Source organism: Arthrobacter sp. Cza30 (assembly GCF_059090765.1).
This window is the reverse complement of record NZ_JBNHGA010000001.1, coordinates 953,938-976,256: the sequence shown is the minus strand read 5'-3', so window position 1 is coordinate 976,256 and position 22,319 is coordinate 953,938. Positions and strand designations below refer to the sequence as shown.

Genomic DNA, 22,319 nt, shown 5'->3' with positions numbered 1-22,319 from the left:
CCCGGGCGCGCGCGCGAGTGCAACAGTTCGACACAGACCGCGGGCGCCGCCGCCACCCGCCTCGACAATGGAACGCATGGCCGATTCCCCGCGCAGCTTCGCGACGACGCAGGTGCAGGCGGGGTTCGACCCCGGCAGCGTCGAGCGCACCGCCGTCCCGCCCATCCATCAGTCCAACGCGTTCGAGTTCTCCTCCCTGAGCGAGGCGCGCGACCTCTTCGCGCTGCGCCGGGACGGCAACATCTACAGCCGTGCCGCCAATCCCACGGTGCTGGTGTTCGAGCGGCGCGTGGCCGAGCTCGAGGGCGGCATCGCGGCGGCGGGCGTCGCGTCGGGTCAGGCCGCCGTGGCGGTGGCGCTGCTGGCGCTGGCCAAGCACGGTGAGCACATCGTCGCCGCGCGGCAGCTCTACGGGGGCACCGTCGACCTGCTGCAGGACACGGTCGCCGACTGGGGCATCGAGGTCACCTTCGTCGATCAGGACGACATCGACGCGTGGGCGGCGGCCGTCCGCCCCACCACCCGGGCGCTGTTCGCCGAGTCGATCTCCAACCCCATCGCGCAGGTCCTCGATCTTCCGGCGGTCGCCGAGGTGGCGCGCGGCGCCGGCGTGCCGCTCGTCATCGACAACACCATCGCCACGCCGTACCTGCAGCGTGCCAAGGACTTCGGCGCCGACATCGTCGTGCACTCGGCCACGAAGTTCCTGGGCGGCCACGGCACGTCCCTGGGCGGTGTCGTGGTGGATCTCGGAACCTTCGACTTCGCAGCCGAGCCCGAGCGATGGCCGCAGCTCACGCGCCCGTACAAGCGCGTGCCCGAAGGCAGCCTCATCGACCGGTTCGGCGGACGGGGATCGCCGTACATCGCACTGGTCAAGACGAAGTACGTGCACGACCTCGGGCCTTCGCTGTCGGCGTTCAACGCCTTCCAGCTGCTGCAGGGGATCGAGACGCTCGACCTGCGCGTCGCCCGTCACAGCGCGAGCGCGCTCGAGGTCGCCCGCTTCCTGGAGGCGCATCCGGCCGTGGCGCACGTCCACCACCCCGGCCTGGCGTCCAGCCCGTGGCATGGCAGCGCGCGCGCGTACCTGCCGCGCGGAACCGGCAGCGTGTTCGCCTTCGACCTGCACCGCGGCGTCGACGCGGCCGACGACTTCGGGCGTGTGGAGGAGTTCATCGCGCGCCTGCGAGCGATCAAGCTCGTCGCCAACATCGGGGATGCCCGGAGCCTCGTCGCCCATCCGGCCTCGATGACCCACAGCCATCTGACCGGCGCGCAGCTGGCCCAGGCGCACATCGGACCCACCACCGTCCGCCTGTCGATCGGCCTCGAGGACCCGCGCGATCTCGTCGACGACCTCGCCCAGGCGCTGGCCCCGCTCGCCGCCGATGCACCGGTCGCCGTACCCGCTCGCACCGACGACAGAACGCTCACGCACTAGCCTCGGTCTCATGACCAATGCCTCCTCCCCCGGGCTCCGCTGGGGAATCCTCGGCCCCGGCGGCATCGCGCGCGCGTTCACGAAAGACCTGCGCACGGCCGGCCTCGACGTCACCGCGGTCGGGTCGCGGCGGCACGACAGCGCCGCCGCCTTCGCCGAGGACTTCGACATCCCCCACGCCCACGGCTCCTACCAGGACCTCGTCGCCGACCCCGACGTGGACATCGTCTACGTCGCGACGCCGCATCCGATGCACGCCGAGAACGCCCTGCTCGCGCTCGAAGCCGGCAAGCACGTCCTGGTCGAGAAGCCCTTCACGCTCAACGCCGTCGAAGCCGCCGCCGTCCGTGATGCCGCCGCGGAGCGGGGCCTGCTGGCGATGGAGGCGATGTGGACGCGGTACTTGCCGCACATGGAGCGGATCCGCCAGATCGTCGCGGAGGGAACACTGGGCGAGATCCGCGCGGTCACGGCCGACCACAGCCAGCGCATCACGAGCGATCCCGGCCACCGCCTGAACGACCTCGAGCTCGGTGGCGGGGCGCTGCTGGATCTGGGCGTCTACCCGATCTCCTTCGCTTGGGACATCCTCGGCGAGCCCGTGTCGGTCGCGGCGTCCGCGCGCCTGGGCGAGACGGGCGCCGACACGGAGGTGGCCACCATCATGGCGCACGCCTCGGGCGCGCTGTCGACGACGCTCTCGGCCTCCCGCGCGGCGGGACCGAACGCGGCATCCGTGATCGGCACGGAGGCGCGCATCGACATCGCGCGGGTCTGGTACACCCCGACGTCGTTCCGCGTCACCGCGCCCGACGGGACCGTACTCGAGGACTTCGCGTCCGACATCACCGGTCGCGGCATGCAGTACCAGGCGATCGCCGCCGAGCGGTATCTCGCCGAGGGGCGGATCGACTCGGACGTGCTGCCGATCGACGAGACCGTCGCGATCATGGGGACGCTCGACGAGGTGCGCGCCCTCATCGGCGTCCGCTACCCGAGCGAGGTGTGACGTGCCCGATCCGCAGAATCCGCGCGTGGCGGTCTACCTCGACTTCGACAACATCGTGATGTCCTGGTACGACCGGGTGCACGGCAAGAACTCCTATGCGCGTGACCGCCAGAGGATCGCCGAGGATCCGCTGGAGTCCGAGATCGCCGCGCGCCTGCAGGCGGCCACGATCGACGTCGGCGCGATCATCGACTACGCGGCCTCTTTCGGCACGCTGGTCCTCACGCGCGCCTACGCCGACTGGTCCTCGCCGGTCAACGCGGTCTACCGCTCGCAGCTGGTCGCACGTGCCGTGGACCTCGTGCAGCTGTTCCCCACCGCGGCCTACGCCAAGAACGGCGCCGACATCCGCCTGGCCGTCGACGCCGTCGAGGACATGTTCCGGCTGCCCGACCTCACCCACGTCGTGATCGTCGCCGGCGACTCCGACTACGTGCCGCTCGCCCAGCGCTGCAAGCGTCTGGGCCGGTTCGTGGTCGGCGTGGGGGTCGCCGGATCGACGGCCAAGGCGCTGGCCGCCGCCTGCGATCAGTTCGACTCGTACGACGCGCTGCCCGGCGTGGCAGCACCGGTGATCGACAAGAAGGATGCCGCGCCGCAGCGCCGTCGCAGCAAGCGCGCCGCCGTCGACCCCGCCGGCGCGCTGCTCGAGCGCGCACTGCGTCTGGAGAGCGACAAGGACGATGCCGAATGGCAGCATGCGTCCGCGGTGAAGAGCCTCATCAAGCGCCTCGACCCCTCCTTCAGCGAGAAGGCGCTCGGGCACCGCAGCTTCTCGGAGTTCGTCAAGGCCCATCCGAGCGTGGCGGAAGTGGACGAGTCCGGCAACGTCGTGCTGATCCGCCTCCGACCGGCCGTCGCCGACTCTTGAAGACCTGAATCCTTCGTGGTGTCGCTGCGTGAGACCCAGGGGGCGTCGCTGCACGACCTCGACCGCCTCGACCAGGAGCGCTTGGGCTCGCCCGAGGCTGCGGACGCCCGCACCGGCGGGTGAGCTCCGAGCGGATGCCTCGCCCGCTGCGGGCGGGGCATCCGCCGAGTCGACGCGGTCGGCCGGCTCCCGCGACCCCACCCGCGCGAACCCGCCCCGACCAGGCAAAACCCGCGTCCGGTACAGTGTCGTTCGTGGCACGCCGAAACCCGCCGCCGGGCTCGCAGACCTCGCTGCGCGAGGCCAACCGCGCGCGCGTCGTGGAGTCGCTGAAGCGGCACGGGCGGCTGACGCAGATCGAGCTGGCGGGCAGCACGGGTCTGTCCCCCGCGACGGTGTCGAACATCGTCAAGGAGCTGACGGCGTCGGGCCTGCTGCACACGTCGTTCACCTCGCGCAGCGGCCGGCGTGCGACGCTGGTCTCGCTCGCACGTCAGCTGGGACTCGTCGCCGGCGTCCACTACAGCTCGCGCCACCTGCACATCGCGATCGCCGACACCGCGCGGACGATCGTGACCCAGACCTCACTGCCGCTGCCCCTGGACCACCGGCACGACGCCGAGCTGGATCGCCTCGCGCTGCTGCTGGGCGACATGATGGACACCCTCGGCGGCGCGCTGGCGGACCTGCTCGCCGTCGGGCTCGCCCTGCCGGCCCCCATCGACCCGCGCACAGGAATGATCTCGACGCCGGGGCTGCTGCGCGGGTGGGAGGGCGTGGACGTCGCTGCGAGCCTGTCGAGCCGCATCGGACGCCCCGTCTACGTCGACAGCGAGGCGAATCTCGGCGGCCTCGCCGAAGCGCGCGAGGGCAACGGGCGCGCAGCGTCCTCGTCGGTGTTCATCCGCGTCGGCCACACCATCAGCGCCGGACTCGTCGTCGGCGGCGACCTCTTCCGCGGCGTCAACGGCAAGGCGGGTCAGATCGGACACGTCACCCTCGACGAGAACGGCCCGATCTGCCGATGCAGCAATCGCGGATGCCTCGAGACCTACGCCGGCGGGCCGGCGCTGCTGTCCCTCTTCCCGCCGAGCGAGGGCATGCACCGCCTCGGTGACCTGCTGCACGCCGCCGAGGCCGGCGACGGCAGCGCACGGCGGGTGATCGCCGATGCCGGACGGCACATCGGCGTCGCGGCGGCGAGCCTGTGCAACCTGTTCGACCCGGAGCTCATCATCGTCGGCGGCGAGCTCGGGCAGGCGGGCGAGATCCTGATGGCGCCGATGCGCCATTCGCTGGACCGCACCGCACTGCCCTCGGCGGGCGCCCTGCCCGAGGTCGTCGGCGCCTCGTTCGGCGAATGGGCCGAGACCCGCGGCGCCATCGCGATCGCCCTCGACCACGTCAGCGTGGACGCCCAGGCCCTTCCCATCACGGCGTAGGCTCATCCGATGCCGACCACGAAGGCGACCGGGCGGGCGCCGCTGCGCGCGATGGCCGGGATCTCGGCACTGATTTTGGTGGCCGCCTGGCTGGTCGGGTGCACCACGGGCCCGCCGCCCGGAGCGTTCGCTCCGCCGGGCGACTCGATCGCGCTGCTGCTGCCGGACGCCAACACCGCGCGCTACGAGACGTTCGATCGTCCGCTGTTCGAGGCGCGCGTGGCCGAGCTCGGCGATCACGAGGTGCTGTACGCCAACGCCGACCAGGATGCAGCCAAGCAGCAGCAGCAGGCCGAGTCCGCGCTCGCCGCCGGAGCCGGCGTGCTCGTGCTCGACCCCGTCGACGCGAATGCGGCGGTGAGCATCGTCACGTCGGCCAACGCCGAGGGGGTGCCCGTGATCTCGTACGACCGTCTCGTCGCGGGCGGCGACCTGGCGTATTACGTCTCGTTCGACAACGAGAAAGTGGGCGTGCTGCAGGCGACCGCGTTCGTCGACGCGATGACGAGCATGGCCGAGGGCGACGGCATCCTGATGGTCAACGGCTCCCCCACCGACAGCAACGCGGCGCTGTTCAAGCGCGGCGCGCACAGCGTCATCGACAGCAGCGGGCTGGAACTGCTCGGCGAGTACGACACGCCGGGATGGAGCCCCGAACGCGCGCAGGAGTGGGTCGCAGGCCAGATCGCGCAGCACGGCGACGCGATCGCCGGGGTCTACGCGGCCAACGATGCCACCGCAGGTGGCGTCGTCGCCGCGCTCCGCGTCGCCGGCGTCGACCCGATGCCCATCGTGACCGGCCAGGATGCCGAGCTGTCCGCCATTCAGCGCATCCTCACCGGCGACCAGCACATGACCGTCTACAAGGCGATCAAGCCGCAGGCCGAGCTCGCCGCGAACGTCGCCGTCGCCCTTCTCGAGGGCGAGGACGTGAGTGCGCCGATGGAGATCGAGGGCACGCCGGCGACGCTGCTGGAGCCGGTCGCGGTCACCATCGACAACATCGCCGACACGGTGATCGCCGACGGGTTCTGGACCGTCGACGAGATCTGCACCCCGGCCTACGCCGATGCGTGCGCGGCCGCGGGCATCGGGTAGTGTCCTGAAGCCGATGGCGATGAGGGCAGGGCGATCATGTCGATGACGCACCCGAGGACGGGACGACAGCACGAGCGCGTGCTCACCATGCGCGGGATCGGCAAGCGCTTCGGCGCCGTGCGAGCGCTCACCGACGTCGACTTCTGGGTCAACGAGGGCGAGGTCGTCGCGCTGGTCGGCGACAACGGCGCGGGGAAGTCGACGCTGGTGAAGGTGCTCGCCGGTGTGCATGCCCCGGATGCGGGAACCATCGAGTTCGACGGCGAGTCGGTGCGCATCGACACGCCGGCCGACGCGCAGCGGCTGGGGATCGAGACGATCTTCCAGGACCTCGCCCTGTGCGACAACCTCGACGTGGTGGCCAACCTGTGGCTGGGGCGGGAGCTGCGTGAGGGCGGACGGCTCGACGAGGTCGCGATGGAGCAGCGGACGTGGACGCTGCTGCGTGAGCTGTCGGCCAAGATCCCCTCGGTGCGCGTGCCGGTGGCGTCGCTGTCGGGAGGTCAGCGCCAGACCGTGGCGATCGCTCGATCGCTGATCGGGGACCCGCGGATCGTGATCCTCGACGAGCCCACGGCCGCTCTGGGGGTGGCCCAGACCGCCGAAGTGCTCAACCTCATCGAGCGACTGCGCGAGCGCGGCCACGGCGTGATCCTGATCAGCCACAACATGGCCGATGTCATGGCCGTCGCCGATCGCGCGGTCGTCCTGCGGCTGGGGCGGAACAACGGCGTCTACAACATCGCCGACATCACGAGCGAGACCCTCATCGCCGCCATCACCGGGGCGGCCGACACCTTCACGGGGCGACGCGCGGACGGCGGCGTCCGGAACGATGCCGCCGAGCCCGGGCATCCGGCGCCGATGGACACCCCGTCACACCACGATGCCGCCACGGAAGGGGGCACGGTGATCCGGATGCCCGAGCGCCGGGCGGACCCCGACCCGCGCGGGACGAGACGCCGATGACCGCGGGAGGCGGTGCACGCGTGATGGGCCACGCGGAGGACGGCCTGGGAACCCCTGGCCGCTGGCGCGGGACAGCCGGGGCGTTCCTGGCGCGCGTGCGTGGCGGCGACCTCGGAGCCCTGCCCGTGGTCCTCGGCCTGATCGTGATCTGGACCGTGTTCCAGGCACTGAACCCGGTGTTCCTCTCCAGCGAGAACCTCGTCAACCTCACCATGCAGTGCGCCGCGATCGGGACCATCGCGCTCGGGATCGTCGTGGTGCTGCTGGTCGGCGAGATCGACCTGTCGGTCGGGTCGGTGTCCGGCTTGTCGGCGGCGGTGCTCGCGGTGACGTTCGTGCAGCTGCAATGGCATCTCGCCCTCGCCCTCGTCGCCGCGACCGGCATCGGGTGCCTCGTCGGTCTTCTCTACGGCTACCTGTTCACGCGCTTCGGGCTGCCGAGCTTCGTCATCACCCTTGCGGGACTGCTGGGCTTCCTGGGACTCCAGCTGTGGGTGCTGGGCGAGACGGGCTCCATCGCGATCCCCTTCGACTCCTGGATCGTGCAGTTCGCCCAGCAGCTGTACCTTCCGGCGTGGGCGTCGTACGCGGTCGCCATCCTCGCCGTCGCGGCCTTCGCGTGGTCGCTCGTGCGGCGGGCACGCAGACGCGCTGCTGCCGACCTCGTGAGTCAGAGCTACACCCAGATCGCCGTTCGCAGCGCGGCGCTCCTGGCGTTCCTGCTCGTCGCGGTGTGGTACCTCGATCTCCACCGCGGCGTGGGCGCGATGTTCCTCTTCTTCCTCGCGCTCGTCGTCGTCCTCGACTTCGCGCTCACGAGAACCCGATGGGGGCGCGCGGTGTACGCGGTGGGCGGCTCGGTGGAGGCCGCGCGGCGAGCCGGAATCCGCGTCGACCGCGTCTACCTGTCGGTCTTCGCGCTGTGCTCGACGCTCGCGGCGGTCGGAGGCATCCTGGCTGCGGCACGTCTGGCGTCGGCGAACCAGAGCTCGGGCACGGGGGACGTCAACCTCAATGCGATCGCCGCCGCGGTGATCGGCGGCACGAGTTTGTTCGGCGGCCGCGGCTCCGCCTTCGCGGCGCTGCTCGGGGTCGTCGTGATCCAGTCGATCTCATCCGGACTGACGCTTCTGAACCTCGACTCGTCGGTGCAGTTCATGGTGACCGGCGTGGTGCTGGTGCTGGCGGTCATCGTGGATTCGATCTCTCGCCGGACGCGCGCCGCGACCGGTCGCGCCTGACACCTGGCTTCATTTCACGAACGCGCGCGCCACTCGGAACCGCGTTGAAACGATACGCATCAGCGATCTGCTTTGATTCATCCCACCCAATGGCACATATTGCTCGGTCTCGCGCCCTGCGGCAAGCTGAGCCATTCCGCGTGGGCCAGCGGTGTGCGCCCGTTGCGAAAGCGTTACGTTCAACTCTTGACGCCAAGAACGGTGATCGTCAGGATCGGTGGCAGCGCGATGTGCGCCAGGGGCGTTCCTGGGGAGCGCGGTTTTCAATGACGAAAGGCGAATGATGAAGAAGTCTTCACTCCTGGCTGTGGCGGCCTTCTCGGGCGCTGCCGCAGTGATGCTCGCCGGCTGTGCCGGCGGAGGCGGCGGCGGCAACGGCGGCGGCGGCAACGGCGGCGGGGACGGCGGCAACGGCGGCGGGGACGCGGCCGGTCGCGCATGCGTGATCCTCCCCGACGCGGCCTCCTCGCCGCGCTGGGAGAACTTCGACCGCAGGTACCTTCAGGAGGGCCTGGAGGGCGCCGGCTTCGAGGTCGACATCCAGAACGCGCAGGGCGACGTGAACAAGTTCTCGACCATCGCCGACCAGCAGCTCACGCAGGGCTGCGGCGTCATGCTGCTCGTGGACTACCAGGGCGCCGCCGAAGCGGTCGCCGACAAGGCCAAGGCCGAGGGCATCCCGGTCATCGCCTATGACCGCCCGTTCGCGGGCGCCGACTACTACGTCTCGTTCGACAACGTCGAGGTGGGCCGTCTCCAGGGCCAGGCGGTGCTCGACGGCCTCGCCGCCGCCGGCAAGGACCCCGCCACCGCGGTCGTGGTCTACATGGGCGGCGATCCCACCGACGGCAACGCCGCGATGTTCAAGGAGGGTGCGGTCGAGGTCATGGAGGCCGCGGGCATCAAGCCGGCCGCCGAGCCTCCGGGCGTGTGGGATCAGCGCAAGTCGCAGACCAACTTCGAGCAGGCCCTGACTTCGCTCGGCGGCAGGGTCGACGGCGTCTGGGCAGCCAACGACACCAACGCCGCGGGCGTGATCAAGGTGCTGCAGGACAACAACCTCACGGGTGTCGCGGTGTCCGGTCAGGATGCCAACGCCGCGGGCCTGCAGAACATCCTGCTGGGCTGGCAGACGGCGACGGTGTACAAGCCGGTCGCCGACGAGGCCGCCGCAGCGGTGGACACCGCGGTCGCGCTGCTCAGCGGCGAGGAGGTGTCGACCGACGCGGAGCTCGAGGACGGCACGCCCTACATCCAGGTGACGCCCATCCTCGTCGGGCCCGACAAGGTGAAGGACGTCATCGCCGCCGGTGACGCGTCGTACGACGAGGTCTGCACCGCAGAGGTCAAGGCCAAGTGCGATGAGTTCGGAGTGACCGAGTAAGACCCACCGGTCCGCAGCCGTGAGGGCGTCGCGTCCGGCGAAGACGCGACGCCCTCCGCGCTGGGCACCGCCGGATCGCAAGGAAGCGAGCATGTCAGACACCATCACCGCCTCACACACCGCGGTCGGCACCGAGCCGATCATCAAGCTCGTCGGCGTCAAGAAGTCCTTCGGACCGGTCAGCGTCCTCAAGGGCGTCGACCTCGAGGTCCACCCCGGCAGGGTCACGGCCCTCGTCGGCGACAACGGCGCGGGCAAGTCCACGCTGATCAAGGGTCTCGCCGGCGTGCAGCCGTACGACGAGGGCGAGGTCCTCATCGACGGCCTCCATCGAGACCTCCATACGCCCCGGGACTCCTCGAGCCTGGGCATCGAGGTCGTCTACCAGGACCTCGCGCTGTGCGACAACCTCGACATCGTCCAGAACATGTTCCTCGGTCGCGAGGAGCTCTCGGCCGGGACGTTCGACGAAGGACGGATGGAGAAGGAGGCATCCGACACGCTCCGCTCCCTGTCCGTGCGCACCGTGAAATCCGTACGGCAGAAGGTCTCGAGCCTGTCGGGCGGCCAGCGCCAGACGGTCGCCATCGCGCGCGCTGTGCTGAAGAAGGCACGCGTGGTGATCCTCGACGAACCCACGGCAGCACTCGGCGTGGCGCAGACCGAGCAGGTGCTCAACCTCGTGCGCCGACTGTCGGAGCAGGGCGTCGCCGTCGTGCTCATCAGTCACAATCTGGCCGACGTCTTCGAGGTCGCCGACGACATCGCCGTGCTCTACCTGGGTCAGATGGTCGCGCAGATCCCGACCCGCGAGACCACGCGCGACGACGTGGTCGGCTACATCACCGGAACCAAGACGATGGGCGGGATCGACATCGTCGACACGTCGACCATCCGCACCGAGGGAGTCTGACATGAGCAACGCGACACGCACGGAGGCCGCACCGGATCCGGTCGCGAGCGACCTGATCGGCAGCGGCGTCGAAGGCGGCCTGGGCGATCAGATCCGCGGCTGGTGGCAGCGCGTGCGCGGGGGCGACATGGGAGCGCTGCCGGCCGTAGGCGGACTGGCGGTGCTGGGGATCCTCTTCTCGATCCTCAGCCCCTTCTTCCTCACCGAGCGCAACTTCGCCAACCTCCTGAACCAGGCGGCGACGCTCGTCGTGCTCGCCATGGCGCTCGTCTTCGTGCTGCTGCTGGGCGAGATCGACCTGTCGGCCGGCGTCACCGGCGGCGTCGGCATGGCTCTGTTCGTGGTCCTCGCCGCCCAGGGGATCCCGTGGCCGCTCGCCCTGCTCATCGGCTTCGGCTTCGGGTTCCTCACCGGCGCGCTCATAGGCTTCTTCGTGGCACGCGTGGGCATCCCGTCGTTCGTCGTGACGCTGGGTCTGTTCCTCGGCTATCAGGGCCTCGCGCTGGTGATCATCGGCCCGGGCGGCCTGTTCCGCATCGAGGTCCCCGAGATCGTCGCCCTGCAGAACAGCAACCTCCCGGTGTGGGGCGGCTGGGTGCTGCTGGCCGTGATGCTGGCGATCTCGGCCGCCACGTCGTTCTGGGACCGCGCCCGCCGCACGCGCGCGGGCGTTCCCAACCGCGCGATCTCGCTGGTGTGGATCAAGCTCGCCACGATCGCCGTCCTCGGCGGTGCGGTCGTGTACGTGCTGAACCAGAACCGCGGCCAGTCCGTGGTCGAGGTCGCCGGCGTCCCGGTCGTCGTGCCGGTGGTGCTCGCCATCCTGTGGATCGGCACGTTCGTGCTGGACCGCACGAAGTTCGGACGCTACATCTACGCCATCGGCGGCAACGCCGAGGCCGCGCGCCGCTCGGGCATCAAGGTGCGCTGGATCAAGTGGTGGGCGTTCGTCATCGGCTCCAGCCTGGCGGTCTTCTCGGCCCTGCTGAGCGTCGCGCGCGTCGGCTCGGTCGACGCGACGGTCGGACGCGACATCGTCCTGTCCGGCGTCGCGGCGGCGGTCGTGGGCGGCGTCAGCCTCTTCGGCGGCCGCGGACGACTGATCCACGCCGCGATCGGCGCGGTGGTCGTCGCCGTGATCACCAACGGCCTGGGCCTTCTGAACCTCCCCGCGGGCATCAACCTGCTCGTCACGGGCGGCGTGCTGATCCTCGCGGCGACCGTCGACGCGGTGTCCCGTCTGCGCGCCGGCGGCGGCATGCGGGTCTAGCAGGCGGCCGAGGAAGCGCCGGGCGGATGCTCCCGCCCGGCGCTTTCACGTTGCGCGGCGTGCCAGCATCTCGTCGACCCAGGCCGGCACCGCCTCGCTCGCGAGCCCGGTGCGGGCCTCGTCGAACGGGACGACGGCATCCGTGGGCTCGAGGTTCAGCTCGACGGTGTGCGCCCCGAACGCGGAAGCGAGGGCGGCGTATCCCGCGGCGGGGTAGACGGCCCCGGATGTGCCGATCGCGCAGAAGACGTCGCACGCCACCACGGCCTCCTCGATGCGCGCGAGCTCGTACGGCATCTCACCGAACCACACGACGTCGGGACGCAGCGCCGGTCGCCGGCAGACCGGACACGGCGGTCGGTCCGCCAGATCATCGTCCCAGCGAGGCCGGGCGCCGCACGCGGTGCACCGCGCCCGCCGCAGCTCCCCGTGCATGTGGATCAGCCGGATGCTGCCTGCCCGCTCGTGCAGGTCGTCGACGTTCTGGGTCACCACGAGAAGCTCCGAGCCGTACGCGCTCTCGAGTCGCGCCAGCGCGCGGTGCGCGGCGTTCGGGCCGACAGTGCGCAGCGCCCGCCGTCGCGCGTCGTAGAAGCGCTGGACGGTGTCGGGATCGGCCTCGAACGCCTCAGGCGTGGCCACGTCTTCGATCCGATGACCCTCCCACAGTCCTTCCGCGCCGCGGAAGGTCGGAACGCCGCTCTCGGCGGAGATGCCGGCGCCGGTGAGCACGACGATGCGGGTCATGGCCGCACAGTGCCGGGCGCCGCATGAGACAGCACCCGGTCCCACACGTCGGGGAGGCTCACGCGCGGGTCGGTGTCACCGGCCCCCGGAACCATCTCGACCCGCGCGGACGGGAGTCGCTCCTCGTGCCAGCGCGCGGCGGCGGCGGACGCCTCGGGGTCGTCGCGGCTGTTGAGGATGAGCGTCTGCGCGGGGATGGTCCCCAGCAGCTCGGCGACCTCCTCCCGGTCCAGGCCGGTACGCGGCTCGGCGATGCCGACGAGGACCAGGCGGTCCACGGCCGCACCCAGTCGCGCCGCGACCATGAGCGAGAGCTCCCCCGCGGCGCCGACGCCGACGAGGCCGACGGGTCTGCCGTGCGCCTCCTCGTCCACCATCCTCACCAGCGCCGCGGCGGCGATGGCGGCCGGCGTCGCGCCCCGGTAGGAGGACGGATCCTCGATGTCGTCGGCCGTCACCCCCACGGCGATCACCCGGACGTCTCGTCGCGAGGTGGCGGCCGGATCGGGGTCGGTCGTGGCGGCGGGCCCTTCACGAAGCACGAACACCGCGCGCTCGGCGCCCGGCGCCCCGAAGCTGCGGAACTCGAAGTCCGCGGCGGGAACGGCGGCCTGCATCATCGGGCCATCCTAAGTCGCTCGCTGGGATGGTCAGCGCAGCAGGGCGCGCAGCGTCCCGATGGTGTCGGCCTCGTCCGCGCGCTTGTCGGGGCGGTAGCCCTTGACACGGGCGAAGCGCAGAGCGACGCCTCCCGGGTAGCGCGGGGAGCGCTGCACGCCGTCGATCGCGATCTCCACGACGGTCTCGGGACGCACGTGCACGGCGTACGAGGAACGGTGCGTCTGGATGGTCGGGAAGTGCGCGGTCTGCCACCGCAGGGTCTCATCGGTCAGGCCCTTGAAGGTCTTGCCGACCATGACGAACCCGCCCGCCTCGCCGAAGTCTCCGTCGGGGTCGCGCGCCCCGAGGTGAAGGTTCGACAGCAGCCCGGCCCGGCGTCCCGATCCCCACTCGACCGCGAGCACGACCAGATCGTACGTCAGCACGGGCTTGACCTTGAGCCAGCTCTTCCCGCGCCGGCCGGCGGCGTAGGGCGCGTCGATGGCCTTCACCATCACGCCCTCGTGCCCGGCGGCGAGCGCCTCCCGCGAGAAGTCCTCGGCACGTTCGGTGTCGGCGGTGACGATGCCGGGGATGCGCGAGGGTCCGGCCACGCGCTCGAGCTCTGCCAGTCGGGTCAGCAGGGGCTCATCGATCAGGTCACGCCCGTCGACGTGAAGGATGTCGAAGAACCACGGCCGCAGGGCGACGGCGGGCGGCGTCTCGGAGCCGAACCGCGCCATGGTGTCCTGGAAGGGGCGCGGGGCCCCGTCCTCGTCCAGCGCGAGCGTCTCGCCGTCGAGGATGACCCGTCCGGCGGGAAGAGCGCGCACGGCCTCGACGATCTCGGGGACGCGGTGGGTGATGTCGGCGAGGCTCCGCGTGTACACTCGCACGTCGTCGCCGTCGCGGTGCACCTGGATGCGGGCGCCGTCCAGCTTGTACTCGACGGATGCGTCGCCGCCGAGCGCCGCCAGCGCCTCGCGGGTCGATGCCGCCGTCGAGGCGAGCATCGGCAGGACGGGGCGCCCCACCTCGAGCCCGATGGCATCGAGGTCGTCGGGGGCGCCGGTGAGCGCGACCCGCGCGGTGTGACCCAGGTCTCCCGACAGCATCGCGGCTCGGCGCACGGCGGCGGGGCTCCGATCGGCCGCCTTCGCGATGGCGTCGATCAGCACACCCTCGAGCGCGCCGGTGCGGAGCTCACCGAGGATGACGCGGGAGAGGAAGTCCCACTCCGGGGCCGTGGCACGTCGGGCGAGCTCCTCGAGGGAGGCACGCCGCGCGCTCACCGATCCGCGTCCGTCCGCGGCCGCCAGCCGGTCCAGCGCCGCATCGACATCCCGCACCTCCAGTGCCGGGGCGGCGGCGTGTCCGACGTCCAGGCCCGCGAGGCTCCGCCAGCCGATCCCGATCCTGCCCTGACGGGGCGTGGCCGTGAGCAGGCCGATCGCGGGCGCCACCTCGTCCTCGTCCAGGCCACCCAGCGCCGCGGCGAGCGCCGCCACCTTCGACAGCCTCGACGACGTGGCGGCCACCGCTTCGGTCGCGGTGACGAGCTGGTGCAGCAGCATTCCGGAATTCTCCCATCGCGCGCCGACGGCGCGCCCCATCAGCTCGCCGCGGAAAGGCGGACCCGCGGCCGCGCAGGACCCGTCCTCATGCGCGCCGCCCGGCCATCGTCCGCTGGACGACCGCGCGCAGCGCGGGTTCGAGGTCGGGATACGAGAAGCGGAAGCCGGCGTCGGCGAGCACGCCGGGAAGGACCCATCGGCTCTTGAGCACCAGCTCCGGCTCGGTCCGCAGCGCCCACATCGCCGGTTCGAGCATGAACCGCCAGGCGGGAAGCCCCACGGGCGCACCGACCACGCGGCGCAGCGTCGCCATCAGCGTGCGGTTGTCGCTCGGGTGCGGCGCGGCGAGGTTGACCGGTCCCTCGATCTCGGGATGCTGCGCGAGGAACCGCACCGCGCCGATCACGTCTTCGATGTGGATCCAGCTGAACCGCTGCCGCCCGCGCGATCGGTGCCACGGCGCCCTCGCGGCCCCGGTGGGCTCCGGCCCGATGCCGCGGTATCGACCGTGCGGGAACCACCACCCGTCATGCTGCGGTCCGCCCAGTCCCACGCGAGCCAGGCGCATGAGGGTGCGGGTGGCAGGCCCGTCACCGAGCACGATGGCCATGCGCAGCGCGACGCGGCGCGTGCCGGGGAGGTCCCCGGCGAAGAACTCCTCCTCCCAGGTCCGCGCGACATCCACCGAGAACCCCTCCCCCAGCTCGCCGTCGGTCTCGGTCTGCGGACGGTCGAGGGCGTACCGGTAGATGGTGGCGGTGCCGGCGTTGAGCCAGAGCGGGGGCGGCGTCACGGCATCCGCGACCGCCCGGCGCAGCCGACGCGTCGTCTGCACCCGCGAGCGCAGGATCTCGTCGCGATTCCGGTCGGTGTACCGGCAGTTCACGCTCTTGCCGGCGAGGTTCACCAGCAGCGCGGCGCCGTCGACGGCGGCGTCGATGGCCGCGTCGTCGTCCCAGCGCACATCGGCTCCGGCTCGTCCGATGGTGCGGACCTCGAACCCGTCGTCGCCGAGGGCACGCGACAGCGCGGTCCCGACGAACCCCGACGCGCCGGCGACCACGGCTCTCGGGCGCGGGCTGGACGTTCCGGCGGTGGAGGGCGAGGTCACCTCCACAGTGTCGCACCCGTGCGGTCGCCTGCCGTTCTTCCCCGCGCCACCTTCGCCGTCTAACGTGGCCGTGTCCGCTTGCGACCGCCTCGCCGGTCGCGCCGATACGACGACATCCACGCCGAAGGAGAATCGATGTCCCGCCGACTCCGCTCGACCGCAGTGGCCGTGGCCGCCCTCGCCCTCGCTGTCACCGGCACCGCCGGCGCGACGGCGGCGACGGCCGCGCCCGCCTCCGCTGCCCGCCCCGCGCAGGCCGACCCGCTGCGCGTGGCCACGTTCAACCTGTCCCTGAACCGCAACGCTCCCGGGCAGCTCCTAGCCGATCTGTCGACGGGAACCAACGCGCAGGCGCGCACGGTCGCGGAGATCATCCAGCGTGCGGATCCGGACGTGATCCTCCTCAACGAGTTCGACGACGTCGGCAGCCGCGCGGCCGTCGACGCCTTCCGCGACAACTATCTGGAGGTGAGTCAGAACGGCGCGCCGGCGATCGAGTACCCGTACGCCTTCGTCGCACCGTCCAACACCGGCGTTCCCAGCGGCTTCGACCTCAACAACGACGGCACCGTCGGTGGGGGCGATGACGCGTTCGGCTTCGGCGCCTTCGAAGGACAGTACGGGATGGCGGTGCTGTCGAAGCATCCGATCGTCCAGGACGAGGTGCGCACCTTCCAGCACTTCCTCTGGAAGGACATGCCCGGCGCCCTCCTGCCCGACGACCCGGCCACGACCGCACCCGCGGACTGGTACTCGCCGGAGGAGCTCCAGGTCGTGCGCCTGTCCAGCAAGTCGCACTGGGACGTCCCGGTGCGTGTCGGCGAGCAGACGGTGCACGTCCTCGCGTCGCACCCGACGCCTCCGACCTTCGACGGGGCCGAGGACCGCAACGGCCGACGCAACCACGACGAGATCCGGTTCTGGGCCGACTATGTCACGCCCGGGCGGTCGCGGTACATCTACGACGACCAGGGCGGCCGAGGAGGCCTGTCTCCGTCGGAGTCGTTCGTCATCCTCGGAGACCAGAACGCCGATCCCCTCGACGGCGACTCCGTGGACGCCGCGGTCGACCAGCTCCTGAGCAGCCGCCGCATCCAGGACCCGATGCCGCGCTCGCAGGGAGCCGCCGAGGCGGCGGCGCTGCAGGGCGGGGCGAACCTCGCCCACCGTGGGGACCCGAGCCTGGACACCGCCGACTTCGCCGACACCGCCCCCGGTAACCTGCGCGTCGACTACGTCCTGCCGTCGCGGTCGCTGCGCGTCGCGGGAGCGGGGGTCTTCTGGCCGGTCCAGTCGGACCCGCTGTCCGCTCTCACCGGCGTGTTCCCGTTCCCCAGCAGCGACCACCGCCTGGTGTGGGTCGACGTGGAGGTTCCGCGCGTCGGCCGCTGAGGACGCCGACCCTCACACGGAGGCCGCCGCCGCGGCGGCGACGCGGACGAAGCGCACGTAGTCGTCGGCGGCCTCTCCGGCGGTGACCGCCCGCAGCACGACCTCGTCGACGGCCGTGCGGTACGCCGCGACCGTGGACGCGAAGGCGTCCGGCCGCACCACCGTGTCGCGGGCGCCGATCCCCAGCCGGGCGAAGTTCGCGGCGTACGCGGGGTAGCCGGCATACCGCGAGGCCTCTTCCTCGAGGCGGGACAGCGCCTCGGGCTCGGCGGCGGCGCGCACGTACAGCGCCACCGACGCCGCCGGCGCGATCGCCCGCGCCCGTCGGCGCTGCGCAGCGGCGATCTCGGGCGTCAGCCAGCTGAGCAGCAGACCATGGGATGCCTCCGCACCGAGCCGCCGCACCCGCGGACCCAGTGCGCCCACGACCACTCGCGCGTCGCGGAGGGTCTCCGCGCCGCGCAGCTCGCCCACGGCGTCCCACACGCGGGCGAGGGCTCCCACGGCGCCCGCGCCGGAGCCCACTCCGAGCACCAGCCGCGCGGGCGGCAGCCCGAACTCGCTCACGCGGGCGATCACCTCGTCGGCGCGACGGCGGTCCACCGGCAGCACCCCCGTGGCCAGCACCAGCCGATCCGTCACGCGCGCGGCCGCGGCCAGGGACTCCAGAGCGTCGTGCCCCGGAGTGTCGTTGACCCACAGGGCGTGCAGGCCCGCGGCCTCTGCTTCGGAGGCGACCCGGGCGGCGACATCCGTGCCCGCCGCCGCGGCGATGCCGACCGACAGCAGTCCGGTCATGACGACGCGCCTCCGCTGACCGGCGACCACGCCTCGACGAGCCGCGCGACCTCCCCGGCCGCGGCGTAGAACTCGCGAAGATCCACCCGTGACGTCGGCTGCAGGACGATGTCGTCGACACCGGCGTCGAAGAACGCGCGCGCGCGGTCCGCGACCTCGGCCGGCTCTCCCCACAGCGCGCGCTCGACCGGTTCATCGCGTTCGCCGACGGCGGCGACGGCCCGGGCCTCGGCATCCGCTCCGAAGGCGGTCACCACGTAGGCGACCATGTCATGCCCGCCGTCCCGGCCGGCCTCGGAGCGCGCGGCGCGGATGGAGGAGACCGCGGCGGCCAGCTCCGCCGGTGTGTGCCGGCTGTCGAGCACCGTGCCGTCGGCGACCTCGCCGCTCAGCCGCAGCGTTCGCGGTCCCTCGGCCGCGGCGTAGACGGCCGGGGCGGTGTCCGGCGCGTGGTCCAGCGTCACATCCGCGAGCGTGACGTAGTCGCCCTGCACCTCGATCCGTTCCCCGGCGAGCAGCGCGCGTAGCGCGGGGACGTACTCGCGCATGAGGGTCAGTGGCGAGCGGACGCGTGCGCCCGCCTGGGCCATCCACGACTGCACGCCGTGGCCGACGCCCGGCAACAGACGCCCGGGGAAGAGCCGCTCGAGCGTCGCGATCTCCATCGCCGTCAGCGCGACGTTGCGCAGCGGCATCGGTGCGATGCCGATGCCGATGCGCAGGCGCTCGGTCCACGCCAGCGCCGCTCCCACGCTCGCGAACGCCGACTGCCCGAAGCAGTCCTCCCACACCCACAGTTCGGCGACGCCGGCCGCCTCGGCGGCCAGCACGGCGGCGCGGAACTCATCCGGCGCATGCGTGTGGGGATGGAAGATCGCGCCGATGCGGGTCATGCATCCACTCTGTCAGCCGCCGTGGCCCCGCGCGAGCCGACGCCCTCACCTGCGGACGGCCGCGCGTGCGCAGGCCGCGCGCGGGTTCAGACCGCCGGCAGTCGCGGTACGGCTGACAGCAGCCGGGTCGTGTAGGGATGCTCGGGTCGTTCGAGCACCCGCCGGGTCGGCCCCTCCTCCACCACGCGACCGCCCTGCAGCACCGCCATGCGGGCGCACAGCGCCGACACGATCGTGAGGTCGTGCGAGACGAGCACCATGGCGATGCCGCGCTCGCGCGCGAGGCGCTGGAACAGCTCGATGACGGTCATGCGGACCGAGGTGTCCAGCGCGCTCACCGGCTCGTCGGCCAGCAGCACCCGCGGCCGCGGGGCGAGAGCGCGCGCGATGGCGATGCGCTGCCGCTGCCCGCCCGAGAACGCGTCGGGATATCGGGATGCGGCGTCCGCGGGCAGGTCCACGGCCTGCAGGAGCTCTGCGACCCGCGCGGCCCTGCCGGCCCTGTCCAGTCCCAGGCCGAGCGAGCGCAGCGGCTCGGCGATCGAGTCGCCGACGCGGACGCGGGGGTCCAGTGACGAGAACGGGTCCTGGTACACCGGCTGCACCGCGCGACGGAACTCCCGCATCGCCGCGCGGCTGCGGCGGTTCAGCGGCGCGCCGGCGAACAGGACCCGCCCCGCGGTGGGGGTCGCCAGGCCCAGCAGGATGCGCAGCAAGGTGGTCTTCCCCGCGCCGGACTCGCCGACCAGCCCGACGCTCTCCCCGGGGGCCACGGAGAATCCGACGTCGTGCAGCACCGGCGCGTCGTGCTGGTAGCGGAAGCTCACGTCCTCGGCTGCCAGCAGCGCGGCACCCCGGCTGGAGCTGGGCGGGTGCGCGGCATCCGTCATGACGTCCCTTCCTTCTCGGGGGTCGGGAGGAAGGCATCCAGCTCGCGCGAAGCCGCCACGAGCGTCCGGGTGTACTCCGCCTCCGGTGCCGCCAGCAGCGTGGCGGTGTCGGCCAGCTCCACCTGACGCCCCTGGCGCATCACCAGCACCCGGTCGGTGATCCCTGCGACGACCGGCAGGTCGTGGCTGATGAAGACGAGCGTCATGCCGCGCTCGGACACCTCCCGCTGCAGCAGCTCCAGCACGCCCGCCTGCACGGTCACATCCAGCGCCGTCGTGGGCTCGTCGGCGATGAGCAGCTGCGGCCCTGCCGCCAGCGCCAGGGCGATCGCCACGCGCTGGCGCTGCCCGCCTGAGATCTCGTGGATGTACGAGCGCGCGATGCGCTCGGGGTGCGGCAGCTGCACGTCTGCGAGCGCGTCGAGCACCGCGCGTCGCAGGGCGTCTCCGCGCAGGCCGCGGTGATGAGCGAGGGGCCACGACAGCTGCTTGCCGATCCGCATGAGCGGGTCCAGCGATGCCAGCGGCTCTTGGAACACCGCGCTGACGATCGAGCCGCGCACGCGGTCCAGGCGCCGCTGCGGCGCGGTGACGACGTCGACGTCGACGCCGCCGGCCGCAAGCCGCGCGTGTCCGCGGGCGCGCAGCGGATGGGCGAGCAGCCCCAGGATCGCCAGGGCCGTGAGCGATTTCCCGGAGCCGGATTCGCCGATGATGCCCAGCCGCTCGCCGGGGCGGAGCGTCAGCGACACCGACTCGACGAGGTCGCGCGGCTGCGGAGCCTCCAGGCGCACGCCGAGCCGGTCCAGTGTGAGCAGCGGCGTCATCGGATGCTCCTCGAGGAGGGGTCGGCGACATCGCGCAGGCCGTCGGCGAGCAGGTTCATCCCGATGATGGTGGCGACCAGCAGGATGCCGGGAAGGATCGCTGCGAGGGGCGAGACGAGCACCGTGCTCTGCGCCTCCTGCAGCATCCGCCCCCACGAGGCGTTCGGGGGTGGCGAGCCCAGCCCCAGGTACGACAGGGATGCCTCGGCCACGACGGCACCGCCGAACTGCAGCGCGAGCGGGACGATGAGGGTCGGCCACACGTTCGGCAGCACGTGCAGCCCGATCAGCCGCAGCGGGCCGGTTCCCGATGTGCGGGAAGCGGTGACGAAGTCCTGGGCGAGCACACGGGTGGCGGTGATGCGCGTGAGCCGCGCGATCACGGCCGCGCCGGCGAGGCCGATCGCGAGGATCGCCGACTCCATCGAAGCGCCCCGCCACGCGACGATGAGCATCGCCAGGAGCAGGGTGGGGAACGCGATGGCGATGTCGAGGAGGCTCGAGATCGCGTCATCGATCCAGCGCTTGGCGATCGCCGCGGCCAAGCCCAGCACCACGCCGACGACGGCGGCGATGAAGACGGAGCCGAACCCGACGGCCATGGCCAGGCGCGCGCCGACCATGAGCTGCGAGAACAGGTCGCGTCCCAGGCGGTCGGTCCCCGCCCAATGCTCCGGTGACGGTGCAGCGAGCCGCTCGCCGGTGGTGTCCTCGAGACCGTAGGGCGTCCAGACGAGCGAGATCAGCGCGATGACGGCGATGGCCCCGAACAGCACACCGCCGATCGCCAGGTTGAGGGAGCGCCGGGCGCGGGGCCTGCGGGGCACGGGTGCCGAGCCGGTCTGGGTGGTGGGGATGGTCACGGTCATGCCGGGACCTCCGCTTCCACGGGCGCCCGGCGCCGGTTGCCCGAGATCGTGTCACGCAGCCGCGGATCGATGATCCGCTGGATCACGTCGGCCGCGAAGCCCAGCAGCAGCACGAGCGCGGTGGAGAACAGCAGCACGCCCTGCACGCTGGGGAAGTCCTGCTCCTTGATGCCGACCAGCAGCATGTCGCCGAGGCCCGGCAGCGCGAACACCCGCTCGATGACGACCGCGCCGACGAAGGTGGTCGACAGCATGATCGCGAGGATCGAGATCACCGGCACGACGCCGTTGCGGATGCCGTGGCGCCACAGCGCGGTGGCGAAGCTCTGCCCCGTCGCGCGCGCTGCGCGCATGTACTGCTGTCCGAGGATGTCGAGGGTCGCGCTGCGGACGTAGCGGGCGAGGTCGCTGCCGGCCACGAGCGCGATCGTCGTGACCGGGAGTGCGAGGGCGTACAGCGCGGCGCCCGGGTCGGCCCAATCCGTCCGCGGGAAGCCGCCTGCCGGGAAGAGGCGCCAGCCGAGCGAGAGCACCGCGATGAGGAGGATCCCGACCCAGAAGACCGGCACCGCTCCCCCGAGCTGGGACAGCGCGGAGAAGGTGGCGCCGTACCAGGTGCGCGACTTCCACGCCGCGAAGAAGCCCACGGGGACGGCGATCACGACGGCCAGGACGAAGGACAGCAGCGTCAGCGGCAGCGTGACGTTGAGCCGTCGCAGGATCTCGTCGCCGACGGGCAGGTGGTTGGTGAAGGATGCACCGAGGTCGAGCGTCACGAGCTGCCCGAGGTAGTCGACGTACTGCTCCCAGATCGGACGGTCCACGCCCAGCCGAGCCGCGGCGGCGGCGATATCGGCCTCCGTCGCGCCGACCGAGATGAGCGCGAAGACGGGGTTTCCGAGCACGCGCAGCACGACGAACAGGATCGTCGCCGCCAGCGCGAACGCCAGCAGCAACAATCCTGTCCGTCGGAGGAG

21 protein-coding genes are annotated in these 22,319 nt (G+C 71.8%); 11 read left to right on the top strand and 10 right to left on the bottom strand.

What is annotated here, in order from left to right; genetic code table 11:
- Nucleotides 1-76 precede the first annotated feature (76 nt).
- From AC5RVZ_RS04475 to AC5RVZ_RS04430, 10 genes are all read left to right on the top strand, one after another.
- Nucleotides 77-1,444: an O-acetylhomoserine aminocarboxypropyltransferase/cysteine synthase family protein gene (locus AC5RVZ_RS04475; RefSeq protein WP_494064556.1), complete on the top strand. Its 1,368-nt coding sequence runs from the start codon at nucleotides 77-79 to the stop codon at nucleotides 1,442-1,444.
- A 10-nt stretch (nucleotides 1,445-1,454) separates the two neighbouring features.
- Nucleotides 1,455-2,453, top strand: a complete 999-nt coding sequence (locus AC5RVZ_RS04470) for a Gfo/Idh/MocA family protein (protein WP_494064555.1) — start codon at nucleotides 1,455-1,457, stop codon at nucleotides 2,451-2,453.
- A gap of 1 nt (nucleotide 2,454) precedes the next feature.
- The gene (locus tag AC5RVZ_RS04465) at nucleotides 2,455-3,324 is read left to right on the top strand and encodes an NYN domain-containing protein (protein ID WP_494064554.1); all 870 of its coding nucleotides are present in this window, start codon (nucleotides 2,455-2,457) and stop codon (nucleotides 3,322-3,324) included.
- 254 nt (nucleotides 3,325-3,578) lie between these two features.
- On the top strand, nucleotides 3,579-4,766 hold the full coding sequence (locus AC5RVZ_RS04460) for an ROK family transcriptional regulator (protein WP_494064553.1): 1,188 nt from the start codon (nucleotides 3,579-3,581) through the stop codon (nucleotides 4,764-4,766).
- A gap of 9 nt (nucleotides 4,767-4,775) precedes the next feature.
- Nucleotides 4,776-5,864, top strand: a complete 1,089-nt coding sequence (locus AC5RVZ_RS04455; RefSeq protein WP_494064552.1) for a sugar ABC transporter substrate-binding protein — start codon at nucleotides 4,776-4,778, stop codon at nucleotides 5,862-5,864.
- A gap of 36 nt (nucleotides 5,865-5,900) precedes the next feature.
- Nucleotides 5,901-6,833 carry an ATP-binding cassette domain-containing protein gene (locus tag AC5RVZ_RS04450; RefSeq protein WP_494064551.1) on the top strand — a complete coding sequence of 311 codons (933 nt, stop codon included), beginning with the start codon at nucleotides 5,901-5,903 and terminating at the stop codon, nucleotides 6,831-6,833.
- A gap of 23 nt (nucleotides 6,834-6,856) precedes the next feature.
- Nucleotides 6,857-8,074: a sugar ABC transporter permease gene (locus AC5RVZ_RS04445; protein WP_494064737.1), complete on the top strand. Its 1,218-nt coding sequence runs from the start codon at nucleotides 6,857-6,859 to the stop codon at nucleotides 8,072-8,074.
- Between the two features lie 280 nt (nucleotides 8,075-8,354).
- Nucleotides 8,355-9,458 (top strand): sugar ABC transporter substrate-binding protein, encoded by a 1,104-nt coding sequence (locus AC5RVZ_RS04440; protein ID WP_494064550.1) that lies wholly within the window; start codon nucleotides 8,355-8,357, stop codon nucleotides 9,456-9,458.
- A gap of 91 nt (nucleotides 9,459-9,549) precedes the next feature.
- On the top strand, nucleotides 9,550-10,371 hold the full coding sequence (locus tag AC5RVZ_RS04435) for an ATP-binding cassette domain-containing protein (RefSeq protein WP_494064549.1): 822 nt from the start codon (nucleotides 9,550-9,552) through the stop codon (nucleotides 10,369-10,371).
- 1 nt (nucleotide 10,372) lies between these two features.
- Nucleotides 10,373-11,641, top strand: a complete 1,269-nt coding sequence (locus tag AC5RVZ_RS04430; protein ID WP_494064548.1) for a sugar ABC transporter permease — start codon at nucleotides 10,373-10,375, stop codon at nucleotides 11,639-11,641.
- Nucleotides 11,642-11,686: 45 nt separating this feature from the next.
- Here AC5RVZ_RS04430 and AC5RVZ_RS04425 read toward each other — a convergent pair whose 3' ends face one another.
- The 4 genes from AC5RVZ_RS04425 to AC5RVZ_RS04410 all read right to left on the bottom strand — a co-directional run bounded on the left by AC5RVZ_RS04425 (nucleotide 11,687) and on the right by AC5RVZ_RS04410 (nucleotide 15,673).
- Entirely contained in the window at nucleotides 11,687-12,388 is a 702-nt protein-coding gene (locus tag AC5RVZ_RS04425) for an NAD-dependent deacylase (RefSeq protein WP_494064547.1), read from the bottom strand.
- Complete coding sequence (locus tag AC5RVZ_RS04420) at nucleotides 12,385-13,008, bottom strand: alpha/beta fold hydrolase (RefSeq protein WP_494064546.1); 624 nt, start codon at nucleotides 13,006-13,008, stop codon at nucleotides 12,385-12,387. The genes AC5RVZ_RS04425 and AC5RVZ_RS04420 overlap by 4 nt, the downstream gene beginning before the upstream one ends.
- 30 nt (nucleotides 13,009-13,038) lie before the next feature.
- Nucleotides 13,039-14,562 carry an ATP-dependent DNA ligase gene (locus AC5RVZ_RS04415; protein ID WP_494064545.1) on the bottom strand — a complete coding sequence of 508 codons (1,524 nt, stop codon included), beginning with the start codon at nucleotides 14,560-14,562 and terminating at the stop codon, nucleotides 13,039-13,041.
- Between the two features lie 85 nt (nucleotides 14,563-14,647).
- Nucleotides 14,648-15,673 carry an epimerase gene (locus AC5RVZ_RS04410; RefSeq protein WP_494064544.1) on the bottom strand — a complete coding sequence of 342 codons (1,026 nt, stop codon included), beginning with the start codon at nucleotides 15,671-15,673 and terminating at the stop codon, nucleotides 14,648-14,650.
- A gap of 135 nt (nucleotides 15,674-15,808) precedes the next feature.
- Between AC5RVZ_RS04410 and AC5RVZ_RS04405 the strand changes: the two genes are divergently transcribed.
- Entirely contained in the window at nucleotides 15,809-17,065 is a 1,257-nt protein-coding gene (locus AC5RVZ_RS04405) for an endonuclease/exonuclease/phosphatase family protein (protein ID WP_494064543.1), read from the top strand.
- A 12-nt stretch (nucleotides 17,066-17,077) separates the two neighbouring features.
- Here AC5RVZ_RS04405 and AC5RVZ_RS04400 read toward each other — a convergent pair whose 3' ends face one another.
- From AC5RVZ_RS04400 to AC5RVZ_RS04375, 6 genes are all read right to left on the bottom strand, one after another.
- Entirely contained in the window at nucleotides 17,078-17,863 is a 786-nt protein-coding gene (locus AC5RVZ_RS04400; RefSeq protein WP_494064542.1) for an LLM class oxidoreductase, read from the bottom strand.
- On the bottom strand, nucleotides 17,860-18,756 hold the full coding sequence (locus AC5RVZ_RS04395; RefSeq protein ID WP_494064541.1) for an LLM class flavin-dependent oxidoreductase: 897 nt from the start codon (nucleotides 18,754-18,756) through the stop codon (nucleotides 17,860-17,862). Before AC5RVZ_RS04395 ends, AC5RVZ_RS04400 begins: the two co-directional genes overlap by 4 nt.
- 86 nt (nucleotides 18,757-18,842) lie before the next feature.
- Complete coding sequence (locus AC5RVZ_RS04390) at nucleotides 18,843-19,646, bottom strand: ABC transporter ATP-binding protein (protein ID WP_494064540.1); 804 nt, start codon at nucleotides 19,644-19,646, stop codon at nucleotides 18,843-18,845.
- Nucleotides 19,643-20,473, bottom strand: a complete 831-nt coding sequence (locus tag AC5RVZ_RS04385) for an ATP-binding cassette domain-containing protein (protein ID WP_494064539.1) — start codon at nucleotides 20,471-20,473, stop codon at nucleotides 19,643-19,645. Before AC5RVZ_RS04385 ends, AC5RVZ_RS04390 begins: the two co-directional genes overlap by 4 nt.
- Nucleotides 20,470-21,342 carry an ABC transporter permease gene (locus tag AC5RVZ_RS04380; protein WP_494064538.1) on the bottom strand — a complete coding sequence of 291 codons (873 nt, stop codon included), beginning with the start codon at nucleotides 21,340-21,342 and terminating at the stop codon, nucleotides 20,470-20,472. The genes AC5RVZ_RS04385 and AC5RVZ_RS04380 overlap by 4 nt, the downstream gene beginning before the upstream one ends.
- A complete protein-coding gene (locus AC5RVZ_RS04375) occupies nucleotides 21,339-22,298 on the bottom strand; it encodes an ABC transporter permease (RefSeq protein WP_494064537.1) in 960 nt (319 codons plus the stop codon). Before AC5RVZ_RS04375 ends, AC5RVZ_RS04380 begins: the two co-directional genes overlap by 4 nt.
- Nucleotides 22,299-22,319: the final 21 nt, after the last annotated feature.